We start from the raw sequence: 11,730 nt of genomic DNA on the forward strand, positions 1-11,730 counted from the left end.
AATTTGATTCATGCTTGTATTAGTATAAACGATACCGTCCAACAACAGTATTCTATCTTCCAGTTCTCCATCAAGAGAAGGCAGGCACATTACCTCCTTTTCATTCAAGATGATGGATTCTCCCTTTACCAAGTGCCCCAACAACAGAACCCCGGCATCCAAAGCCTTTTCCTTATTTGCTACAACATACCTCATATCAATTATTTATATATATGTTCCCGTTACTGTCCGTATATTCATTTGTCCCATCAGTCAATACAGAGAAAGCCTTTTTTTGCTCGGCCTTAATGTACACGTCCAACCAATCGTCAAGATAAGTTTCACCAATACCGGTTCCATCCAACATTATCACAGTTTTTTCCCCCTCCTGCCATTGTACCCCGGTCTTATTTGCACTGTCCGTAAACCATACCATGCGGATAATCGGTGCCGGTATCGGCACAATTTCTCCATTCCACTGTACCATAGCTATATTCCTATGCAGGATTTCATCAGGATTGATGGAAGCCTGACTTGCCGGTATGCACGTAAATTTTGGATAAACACGATTGACGGAGAATTGCTGTCTTGCAACCTCCTTTCCACCAACCTTCACCAACAGCAAGTAATCCCCCTTCTCGACCAAACGCAAGTCCATTATCAGGCTGGTTAAGGACAAAGCCACTATTTCATGGTTTGCGGTAGTCAGCATTGTTTGACTTGATATGCTGTTCACCTGATAAAGTTCAATTGTATATCCGGTAGTTATTTTATTCACTCCCTTTGTTACCATAAGTGGAATGGTGCGCTCGTATGAATTTTCATCCAAAGCTGCATTCCTATTGGCCGTAGATGCGGAAATCAAATTGTTGGCTACCTTGTAATCATACAACAAAAGCTTGTCAAGAAATGGATTGTACTGGATTATCTGACTATCCCCAATAGACAAACCGTAGGTATCTTCACTCTTATCTACCGTTGTCAACATGATAGAGTCAGTCTTAACGGGAATATTCACCCCAAGCCGGGTATCAGCTATCAGACCTTCAAAATACAACTCAAAACTTTCACCCGGAGCCACATTTCTGCTTATGGTAATGGCACCGCGTGTATCTCCAACCGTATCTATACTGTACTTCCCATTCCATGAACTGATTGCAGAAATATTCTCTCCATTAGCAAACCAGTTCATTTCTGCCAACAAAGAATTAACATAAGGCATATCCCAGCTACCGTCAGCGGCATTCGCTATGACTTCCGGTAAAATCACCAGTGGAGTAACCCCACGGTCAGGATCATATTCATTTGCCACCGGATTATAGACCTGATTGGCCGGACTGTTCGGTGTCATTATCTTCAAGCTTACTGCAATCGTAAGCGGTTGAAACTCTTTTCTGATTCTTTTCTTTTCACTCTCTATCATATCGTCACAATTGCTTCTACTGATGCAGTATCATTTGTTGCCGTTATGGTAAACAAGGTACTTACCACTGTTACTGAATTATTTCCTAAATCACTAATTTCCTTTGTGTTATGTATCGTTATTGAACCGTTGAAATCCTTATGCTTGATATTCCAAGCTTCATCATCGGCGGTATCTCCACTATCCCTTCGGATAGCCCATTGTCTAACTGTGTCTGTAATATCCTCCCAACCTTTAAAGACCTTGCAAGTAATTTCCATTGATTCACCATAAGCAAGAAAATTGTCACCTTGCGTATCAATCTCAATGCGTACCGGTGCATCTATCTGTAACTGTTCGATTGTGCCGGTCATATAAATGTTATTCAGATAAGCAGAATAACCGGTCATATCCAACCCGAAGATGTTGAGATTGCTCAAATCCCCATCCTGCATTGCAACCATACTCTTTGTAAACTCCCAGTCATTTACCCCTACCAAGAAACGGCGGTATGTCCTCGTCTCATAAGCGGAAGTCTGGCGTTCCTTGTTTGTAAAGTTGCCATAAGCGACAAAATGCAAAGCCTCACACGGATGGAAAGAATATTGCCAACGATCAGAAACACCACGAAGCACATAGCGAAACCTTTTGTTTGTTCCGGCATCCAATATTTCTGTAATACGAAAATAGATTGTACAGAAACCGGCAAACATACGGTTGCCACGGCTATCATCTATATCAGATACCGCATTATTCCCCGGCGTTTCATAGTCATGGAAATACCCCATGCAAATATCATCCACAGCCACAGCACCTATTTCACCGTCTTGTAATTTCAAACTTATTGTCCCGGAACGTAGCAAGTTACCATCAGCATCATAATCAGGCTCAACACTCTCTATAATTCCAGCACCGGGAGAACGCCATTTGTCACCAAGCACAATTTCAGCACGGTTAAAACGCAATTCCGGCACCTCTAAAAACCTGCGTAACGTGAGGCTTTCCATATACCCACGTCCCATGCTGTCTATTTTCGCCCCAAAGCCGGTCAAACCCTCTGCAAAACCGCTTGCACCAAAGATAGCACCGGCTAAGAAGCCGATAAGCCCAGCTGCCGTATCATTGTGGGTGCGCGAAAGAAAAAGCTGATTGCCCAGTGAACGGATGATAGACTGTATCTGTTGGGTATTCAAGCCACCGGTTCCCTGCCCACCACCTGCAATAGAGTCTATCTGATTTTGGATTTTTTCAAGCGATCCAACAGCCTTTTCCTCCCGAAGTGTCATAGTGTACTTCGGTATCATATCTTCTCCCTCTTTGATAATAAGGGTATCAATAATGATGCTGCCTTCAATACCAAGATCGCTATCAGTGAATAGCATCAAGTCCCCTTCTTTCAAAGTATCATGTATGCTTGCTTCCCCCCTTGCAACAGCCTCATCATGTTGGCGTGCCATGAAAATATCATCCACCTTCGGTTCATACGAATAGCGCACATAGTCATTCTTTGCAAGATATTTTTTCGCGGTAGCAAGCAACCGTTGTGAAGCGGCCTGAATATAAACGTCCGGCATATCAATATAAAGCAGGACAAACTTGTCACCGGACTTTATATTGTAATCCTTGTATGGGAAATATAATTTCAGACTTTCATCATATACACGGTTACAAGTCAGCACATATTTATTGCCCTTCTTCTCACATTTGGTTATTTCAAAATCCCGGCCACCACACATGCCGTTTTTCATGCTAATGGTGGCTGTTTCAGAAGTCAGGTAATCGTTTATATTGAAACCAACATCTTTTAGCGTTATTGTAAAAGGTGGGACATCTTCACCTTCCTTCAGGCTATCCATTGTACCATCATCTGTCAGTTGTTCGGCATCAGCCACTTCGTCAAGATTGCCATTATCCCCGGCATCCAATGATACATAAATACCTGCATCTTTCAACTGTTCGGCGGTCATACCTTCCATTGAAGGACATATTTCCTCCAAACCACCGGTACCGTCAAAATAAACACTCCCTTCCCGAATGCCAAGCACAGCAATATTCTTACTGTCAATATATGGATCAAGCGTTGTCTTAGGAAAATCAGGTAACATCAGATTTTCCACGGCCATGTTATTCGGCAAATAATTGGTAAGAGAACTGTTTGAGAGCTTATTATAATACCGGTTAGGCATATTTCTTGTACTACCGTATGCACGCAATCGCGTAATAATCTGTTGATCCGCATCGGCTGTACGTTGAATTTCGTACAAACCGTTTCCACGTCCATACTTGAAAATATTGCCCACAGCAATACCGGCAGTACCGATTGTTATTGTTCGGCCACGAATAACAAAGTTCGCACCAAATTTTGAATTGAACAACTCCAATGCACCCCATACCTTTATATTGTTCACATCAATGTTTACATTGGTAGTGCTCACATATTCAGGGTGTACGGCAACCGTCCATTTTTGTGCTCCGGTATATATACGGTCAAGATTTACTTGAACACGGTCTGCCAAATCTTGTATAGACGAAGCGAAGAAACTGAACTTAGGCAAAGAAGTGAAGTGTATCTGATTATCACTTTTCACATAATCAAGAAAATCACATCGCGTCAATTCATCTCCCGGCCAGTTGAACTTTACGTTATCATAGACAAACGCTTCTCCCGAAGTTTTTCTTGCCGCCTTTTTTAATGCCGTAGGATCATAGTTTATCTCAAACTTCTCACCACGGTACATAACATAGTCACCTATCTCAAAAAGAATGGGTACGGCACTTTTCAGAGTGCTTGTCACAAAACATGCACCCATCCATGTACCATTATACTCCAAACCTTTCAGTGTACAACGTACCGTATTGCCAGTTTTATCATAAACCTTCCATGCCATACAGCTATACTTTTTCAACCAATGCAACTATCTTTGTCGGTTCCGCAACACTATACGAGGGGATTATTTGAGTTCGAGGATCAGTTACTCTGAATTTTACCGGGAAGGTCAAGACTTCATCCATATTGGACTTATTAAATTCAAAATCTCCAACCTCCAGTAAGTAAAGTCCTTGCCGCCCGATACCCGTGTGCGAGTTATATATTTTCAAGGTGGCACCGTCACCATTTTCTCCCGTGAGATAGTTTTGAAAGGCCATAATTTTATCGTATGCAGTACCCAAATCTCCCTTATAGCACATCTCGGCTTCCAAGTCGTATGCCTTTAATAGCAGCTTATCGGGTATGTAAGTATCTTCACCGTCTTCATCCGGCCAATCCCGTTTGGGTAAATCTTTCGTTTCCCCACCCGGCTTGAACGGAAATTCTGTGCACACAATTCCAAAATGCGCCAAGCTGTCTTTGACTGGAGCATTCTCGGTAGTTTTCTGCATCAAAATAGAATACGGTTCGTTCATATACATATATTAAAAAAGAGCTTGCCGCAGAGATATTTAGTCTCCACAACAAGCTCTATGGCCTTATACTTTAATCTTATTTCAACGCAAATATAATTGTATTTTCTATATAATCATAGAAAATAATGCCATAAAAGCATTTTTTAGTAGATTATTATACTCAACCCCTAACTTGCTTCCACGTGTATGTTGAAAAACATAAAAAATATCATTTGTCATAATTTTATTTATTAATACTTTTGTATTTAATTATAAAAGAGGTTATTATATGTTAGGAGTTTTAGTTTGGATAGTAGTGATTCTTCTGATCTGCTTTAGTGTTACTGGGTGGCATTGGATTATATTTTATGTAGTCATACTACCATTTTCAACATGGCTATTTTTCTTCTATGTCGATTTTCCCGAAAATCGTTTTAATATAAAAAGATTCAAGAATGACATAAAATATTTATTAAATAAATTACATAAGAAATGAAAAAAAATATATTATTCTTTTTGCTTTATACTATTATGTGTTTTACTTCCTATTCGCAGAACAAACAGATTAGTTATTCATCTGTAAATGGGCTTGTAACTTACGACAATGGTTCAGGTACGAAAGCCGATATTGGTGCAAAATTATATATTATACCATGTAAATATTTCAAACAAGATATTGAATTAAAAAATGACTCTATACAAATGGGGTATGAATCTTTGTTACAATACATCAAATGGAAAGAACTTGTTGGGCAAGAACAAGCAATAGCCAAATTAAAAGAATATGACTTTTACATTTCCGCTGAAGAACAAATTAGGAGAGAAGGTGAATTAGCTATATGTTTGGTTGATATTCTCAAATCAAATAAAGTAAAATATAGTTGTACGATTGACAATACGGGAAAATATAAAACTACAATCCCTTATGGTAATTATTATTTTATATTTAAATCCGCAAATAAAAGCGTAGATAAGTCTATACTTAATGGTCGTGGAACATATAATATTTATAAAATCAAATTATATTCTAAATATAAAGATATTAGTACGTCTTTTAACGCTGACTACCATTAAATATTGAGCTAACATAATCTGGCTAATGTTTTCGCGTATAAATTATAATTAGGCTGGCTCCAAAGTCAGCCCAATTTTATTTTGTGCATTTTGCCACTCTTAGCCAAAAGTATTCAGCTTTCGAGATATTTGTTAAGCGCATCTCTCAATTTACGAATTTCATCATTTGAAGATACTATTTCGGATATTTCATCTTCACATGCGCAATCGCACATTGAAATAAGCATACCTTTTATGCCACCTCCCTTTTCTATTTTAGCATCTTTTGAGAACATTTCTATCGGGAGAAACTCGACTACCCCTCCGCTGTCAAAACTTACCGAAGCCGCAGCGTTTTTCTTTTCCCATTCCTCCACCTCACTACATGACATATAAGCCGTTTGACAATTTTCTAATTCTGGCTTCTTTTGCTCTATCATATCTAAATAGAACTGTATAGCCATTAAACCTTTCTCTGTTACCGTATTGTCTTTTGCAATAAGACCATTTACTTTGAATGTTTCTACAACGCATTCTTTGTTGCTCATAAATTCTACTAATTCCATATTGATTTATTATTTATAGTGGATAAAATTTGTATTTTCTTGCTGTAATTGGAACACGGCAGGATAGTTCCTTTTTGAATATTGTTTTCTAAGGTATGATATTAAATTATCGAAGTTGGTAATGAATCCCTCGTTGATTAAATCAGCCACCTTCTTTTCAAGCTGCCACAGTTCGCGTTGTTTGCTTTCATCACCCTGCTTGTTGCGAAGCATTTTCTCATGTGAGTTAAACACAACCCAATTCAATGCTTCCCCAACCTTTTGCATTGCTTTCGGCATAAACTCTTTAGGAACTATCTTCTGAACGGCAGAGCCAAGTTCTTTGTAAGCATCCCCGGCATCGTTTCGATAGCGAATCATTTCATCGTACACAAACCGTAATACTTTGACTTCAAAAGCCGGATTTATCCACATAGCAAATTTGATAAACAGAAGCGGATTCATCCAAACTTTATCGGGTGTTTTGCCTTCTTTCGTATTTCTACCCTTAACTTTTATAAGTAGTTGATTTTCACCAATGAGCATTTTTGCTCTATGGCTTTCATCCTCTGCAAGAGCTTTCAAAAACTCTGATGTATTATCAGATTCTAAGAATTTACTCATTTGCCTTCTCGGATTCCCTTCTACATTATTCCACTGCCGAAGCAATTCAGTTCCGTCAAAATAACCATCACTCGTGCGCTGAACCACAGAAAAACTATCAATGTATCGCACCATTTCTTGATTTGTTTTCATATTATAAATTTAGATTTTACTTAACAAAGATTTCTCCCTTTTACGGGAAAGTTCACGCTTGTTTTCTTCAAGTTCTTCCCAACGATTAATAATTTTGGCTCGTAAGTTTGCATCATAACCACTTGCGAGAAGAAGACAATCCTTTTTGGTGAGAATGTAACAAGACACTTCTTTGCTTCCACCGTTTGGCATAGGTTGAGGTCTTGATGATAATTCAAAACTGAATTGTCGTCTATCTTCCAGTTGTTCAAGGATATTGCGAATATCTCGCATTACATTTGAATGAGTTTTGCCCGTAATTTCTGCAATCTGTAAGGAGGTCATTGTTCTTTTTTTACCTTTTCCCTCATCAATAGGTATTAACTGATTAAAATTTTCCATATCTTTGCACTATAAAGTTAATGTTTTCCCCATCAGCGGCTCGGACATCTCCGCTTTTGGGGAATTATTTTGTCCGATCTTGTAGTAGGCAGGGAATCGAACCCCAATACGCCATTACTCGTACCTACTGAACCCTCCTTAATATAATAGTCACGCTTGACATAATAATAAAGAGAAAGGGCAAATCCCGATGAAGCCTAATGTGGTTGCCTGCCTCAAAGAGAATGCCCTATAATATTTTATTCCAGTTCATGACAACCACGAAATGAACCTAACAGCATTGTTTCCGACACAAATATAGAAACGATATTTTCACCATACAACAACCTAAAAATCAATAAAATAAATTCGGTAAACATCAGTAACAAACGGTAAGAATCGGTAAATAAAAACAGTTATATTTACTCTAAAATTTAGACATAATATAAATAATGCGCGTATCTACCGTATTGTGGCGAGATGTTGATTGTCATTTATGATACCGTTCAAATAATATAGGAATATAAAAGGCTATAAATAAGGATGTTGCAAAACGCATGTTAATCCCCATTCATTTTATATCTTACCATGACATTGCCATCGGTTTCAACTTTACAGTTTCCACCATGAACATATACATAAACTTTAGCCACATCGCTTTGCCTTACATGTAGTTTAGCCCGATCATATACACTTACAAAAACTTTGGCACAATCCTCCACTTCAAGAGTCAATTCACTATCATGCCGCAAATGGAGAGTAACAACTGTAAATTTACCGAAAGAAAGTTTGCCTGAACATTTACCGTTCAGTACATATACACCATTGTCGCCTCCGATCACTGGTTCATCAACAAAAATATGGTTTTGATGAAGCAGACTCCGGTCAAAATTGCCTTTTATATATTCCACCGTCGGATAATTGTGTTCAATACAAAAATCAATGCCCCGTATATACATTCCGATCAATTCTTGCTGGCTTTTATTGTTTTGCCAGTCACCTTGCCATTGTGTGCAGAGGCCATACGATACGGCATGACCTCTCAATTCACTATTCAATCTGTTCATAATCATATATTAAACTTGTTTACACCGTTTATATTCCTATGTAGTATATCCCTGATTTCTTCCACAAATTCCACATTCTTTGCTGTATTTATCTGTATCATTGTCAGTTGTTGTAATTGTGCTTGTGCTATTACATTATAGGCCGGGAACAATTCTTCAACCAATCTGCGCACATACTCCCGTTTAACACTCACGTCAGCCCGGATTGCATTTATATAAGAAGCCAAAAGGTTAGCGGTATTTTCAGTAACATTCTGTATGCCTTTAGATAAACCACTTCCACTGTCTTCTTCCTCTTCCTTCATACTGATACCATATTTCTTTTCCATATAGTTATTCAGTTTGTCAAGCATGGAATAGTAATCATCGGTTTTCTCACTTACCCCCATTAGATAGTCCGCAATACTTTCCAACTCCTTTTCGTCAAGAGAGAAATCCTTGCCGAAATAACCACTCATTCCATCCTCACCAAAAAGCATCTTTTGAAGCTGTTGCATGGCCGGTTCCAAAATACTTATTTTGAGAATGGAGTTCATAACATCACCCATAATGTCGGCAACCTTATTTTTGAAAGCTTCGGCACCATCCTCGCCTTTCTGCCATGCCTCATACAAGGCATCTCCCAACTGCGAAGCCCAGTCTTTCAAATTAATGCCATAAAGAGATTCAGCCGTTTCTTCGGCAAAATCCTTTATTTGCTGTTTCATCTCCGCAATCTGATTCTCATAATCAGCCACTTTGCTATCATCCGTCTTCTTCTTGTCAATTTCGGCTTGCCGCTGTTTCTCCAATTCTGAAAGTTGTTCTTGCATCAAGGCACGTTGATACCCGTATGCACCGCCTTCATCGTATGCCGAAACACGTTTTTGAAGTTTTTCCGCTTCCTGCTTATATTTCTGCAAAGACATCAAATCGAAGATGTTGATCTTCCCCTTATTGCGTATTGCCTCAATCTGATTATTTAATTGATTCAACCGGGTACGGTCATTTTCTGCATCTACAAGTTTTAGTTCCGTGCCACTGCCCAAGAAACGTTCAAGAATACCGTCAATCTGTTCGTATATATACTGCAACTGTTGAGCACGAAGTTTACTTTTTTCAATAGCCTTATCAAGCTTTTTGTCATGTGCTTGTGCTATCTTCCCAATCCAGTTTACAGCTTCACCGGCAGCGGCAGCAATACCACCAACTATTCCACCTTTGGCGAATCCCTGCCCGATATTGCTTATAGAAGACATGGCATCCTGCACATTACCCATCGTGTCGGCCATACCCTCATTGCCCAAAGCATCGAACATGGAAGACATCTGCCCTGCAAAATTGCCGACAAGTTCAGCACTTTCAGCGGCACTTTCTCCTATGGCTGCAATTTTTTCTATGGTACCCTTTTCATCTTTATCTCCACTGGAGAATAAAGAACGAATATTTTTTATGAGAGTGGCAAACGGATTCTTCTGTAATCCGGCCTTATATAAGTCTTGTATGGCTTTCTTTAACTTCTCAATTTGAGAATATTCTCCTGAAACATCAATCCGTTTACCATTCTCATCCAAATACCAAGAAGTAAAAGCTGTTGGCTTTCCATTCTTGTTTTTAGTTACAGAAGCATTATCAATAATCTGTTGCGCATAATCGGATGCTTGCTGTATCTGTCCGTATGATTTATAGGTCTGATCTCCAAATATCTGTTCCCATACCGGAAGAAGTTCAAGCAGTTGTCCCCTTAGTTTTGCCAGTTCCTCCTTATATTCGGTAAAAAGAGCTTTCTGTCCGGGAGTCATGCCTTCAACATTCCCAACAAGTTCATTATTTTCACCAATGAAGGTGCCGGTTAAGGGAGCATATTTCTCGCTTAAGTCCCGTATCTTTTCAGCGATAGATTTGTATTTGTTGAGGGCAGTAACTTCTTTCAGCTTTACTTCCAAACTATCTTTTTCAATAGCTTCTTTAGCTTCCTTCCATGCACTGAAAAACTGTTTATACAAAACACTGTCTTTACCTCCAAGTGATTCTGTGGCCTCTTGTTCGGTGAAAGTCAAAGGTATATATACCCCTTTATCCTTCATTTTCTTAGTTACCTTTTCAGCTAATTCCTCGGATTTCTTCTCATATTCAGACAATACTCCGAAAGCGTATAAAGAAGCATCCTTCTTACTTGCACCGGCATTGACAAGCTGCTTGTATATATCCCATTTCTTTGAAACATCAGACACGTACCTTTCAAGTTCCTTTGCGGCCTTATCCGAAGCTTCTTTCATAGCATTGGCATCAATATCCAAAAGAACTTTCCGTATAGAAACTTTCAATTCCCTACGTTCTTTAGTCTTATCGTCAAGCTGGTTAAGAATCTTATTCAATTCATCTCGATAATTTCCAATATCCACCGGTTCTTTACCTTTAAATAAGGAATCAAAAATACCCGATTCTTTAACCTTGCTGGCAGCTTCTCCCTTTCCAACAATGTCAGTCCACTTCTTATATTCAGAATATGCCTCCTTTAGTAAGTTTACCCGTTCTTTCAATCTTTCGGCAAAGGCATCCTTTTTGCTCTTATCCTTATTTGGATCAGTGAGGGAAAAACCGATTTCTTTAGCTCCTTTCTCACCGGCTTGCATTGTATCGAAAGCCTTTTTATAATCTGATACAATTTGCTTCTGCCAGTCGGGAAGTTTTGACAAGTCAATAGCTCCAATACCTGACAAATCTATTCCGGCTTTAATCAATACCGGCTTCAATTGATTTGTTGTCTCTTTAGCTTCCTTGTATCCTTTTTGTATTCCTTCAATGATTTTCTCTGAATCTGTGGAAACCTTTATTTGGGCTTCAAATTGCCCATCTGTGGCTTCATTGAACTTTTTCTGCAAATCAGAAAAACTTTGACTGGCTTCTGTATATTCAGCATTAATCTTGATATTGAACTCTTCTTCAAGAGTCTTCTCGTTAAAGAAGTCTCGCATATATTTCGGCATCTTCTCGAACGTATCAAAGAAAGAACTTATATCCAAACCGATAGCTATTTTCTGCGCATCACTCAAATTCTCCAAATCCCAGCCGGCAGCTTTCAGCCTCGACTTGTACCCAGATAGGAAGTCTTTCATATCCGGCAATACATCTTCCATATAAATACGCTTAGAGTTTTTCCACGCTTTCCGCAATTGAAAAATATCATCTCTATATCCTCCAG

At 38.9% G+C, this 11,730-nt stretch carries 10 protein-coding genes; 1 reads left to right on the forward strand and 9 read right to left on the reverse strand.

Annotation, left to right across the window (positions count from 1 at the left end):
* The 4 genes from ABUA47_RS16665 to ABUA47_RS16680 all read right to left on the reverse strand — a co-directional run.
* Positions 1-195: hypothetical protein (locus ABUA47_RS16665; RefSeq protein ID WP_349831788.1), on the reverse strand; the 195-nt coding region annotated here is incomplete at its 3' end.
* 1 nt (position 196) lies between these two features.
* Positions 197-1,402, reverse strand: a complete 1,206-nt coding sequence (locus ABUA47_RS16670; protein ID WP_005794386.1) for a hypothetical protein — start codon at positions 1,400-1,402, stop codon at positions 197-199.
* Positions 1,399-4,269, reverse strand: a complete 2,871-nt coding sequence (locus ABUA47_RS16675; protein WP_009132273.1) for a hypothetical protein — start codon at positions 4,267-4,269, stop codon at positions 1,399-1,401. The genes ABUA47_RS16670 and ABUA47_RS16675 overlap by 4 nt, the downstream gene beginning before the upstream one ends.
* Positions 4,270-4,273: 4 nt before the next feature.
* On the reverse strand, positions 4,274-4,786 hold the full coding sequence (locus ABUA47_RS16680) for a hypothetical protein (protein ID WP_007846598.1): 513 nt from the start codon (positions 4,784-4,786) through the stop codon (positions 4,274-4,276).
* Between the two features lie 471 nt (positions 4,787-5,257).
* On the opposite strand from ABUA47_RS16680, the gene ABUA47_RS16685 reads away from it, so the two are divergent.
* Positions 5,258-5,839 (forward strand): hypothetical protein, encoded by a 582-nt coding sequence (locus ABUA47_RS16685; protein WP_005794395.1) that lies wholly within the window; start codon positions 5,258-5,260, stop codon positions 5,837-5,839.
* Positions 5,840-5,952: 113 nt separating this feature from the next.
* Here ABUA47_RS16685 and ABUA47_RS16690 read toward each other — a convergent pair whose 3' ends face one another.
* The 5 genes from ABUA47_RS16690 to ABUA47_RS16710 form a co-directional block, all read right to left on the reverse strand.
* Positions 5,953-6,384, reverse strand: coding sequence for a hypothetical protein (locus ABUA47_RS16690; RefSeq protein ID WP_004326765.1), 432 nt, complete (start codon positions 6,382-6,384; stop codon positions 5,953-5,955).
* 9 nt (positions 6,385-6,393) lie between these two features.
* Positions 6,394-7,119, reverse strand: coding sequence for a KilA-N domain-containing protein (locus tag ABUA47_RS16695; RefSeq protein ID WP_004326766.1), 726 nt, complete (start codon positions 7,117-7,119; stop codon positions 6,394-6,396).
* A gap of 9 nt (positions 7,120-7,128) precedes the next feature.
* Positions 7,129-7,443, reverse strand: a complete 315-nt coding sequence (locus tag ABUA47_RS16700) for a Rha family transcriptional regulator (protein ID WP_005794398.1) — start codon at positions 7,441-7,443, stop codon at positions 7,129-7,131.
* A 596-nt stretch (positions 7,444-8,039) separates the two neighbouring features.
* Complete coding sequence (locus tag ABUA47_RS16705) at positions 8,040-8,552, reverse strand: hypothetical protein (protein ID WP_297284588.1); 513 nt, start codon at positions 8,550-8,552, stop codon at positions 8,040-8,042.
* A complete protein-coding gene (locus ABUA47_RS16710) occupies positions 8,549-11,665 on the reverse strand; it encodes a hypothetical protein (RefSeq protein WP_410520190.1) in 3,117 nt (1,038 codons plus the stop codon). Before ABUA47_RS16710 ends, ABUA47_RS16705 begins: the two co-directional genes overlap by 4 nt.
* Positions 11,666-11,730: the final 65 nt, after the last annotated feature.

This window comes from Bacteroides sp. RTP31139st1_H2_RTP31139_211217 (genome assembly GCF_040227615.1).
GTDB lineage: Bacteria > Bacteroidota > Bacteroidia > Bacteroidales > Bacteroidaceae > Bacteroides > Bacteroides uniformis.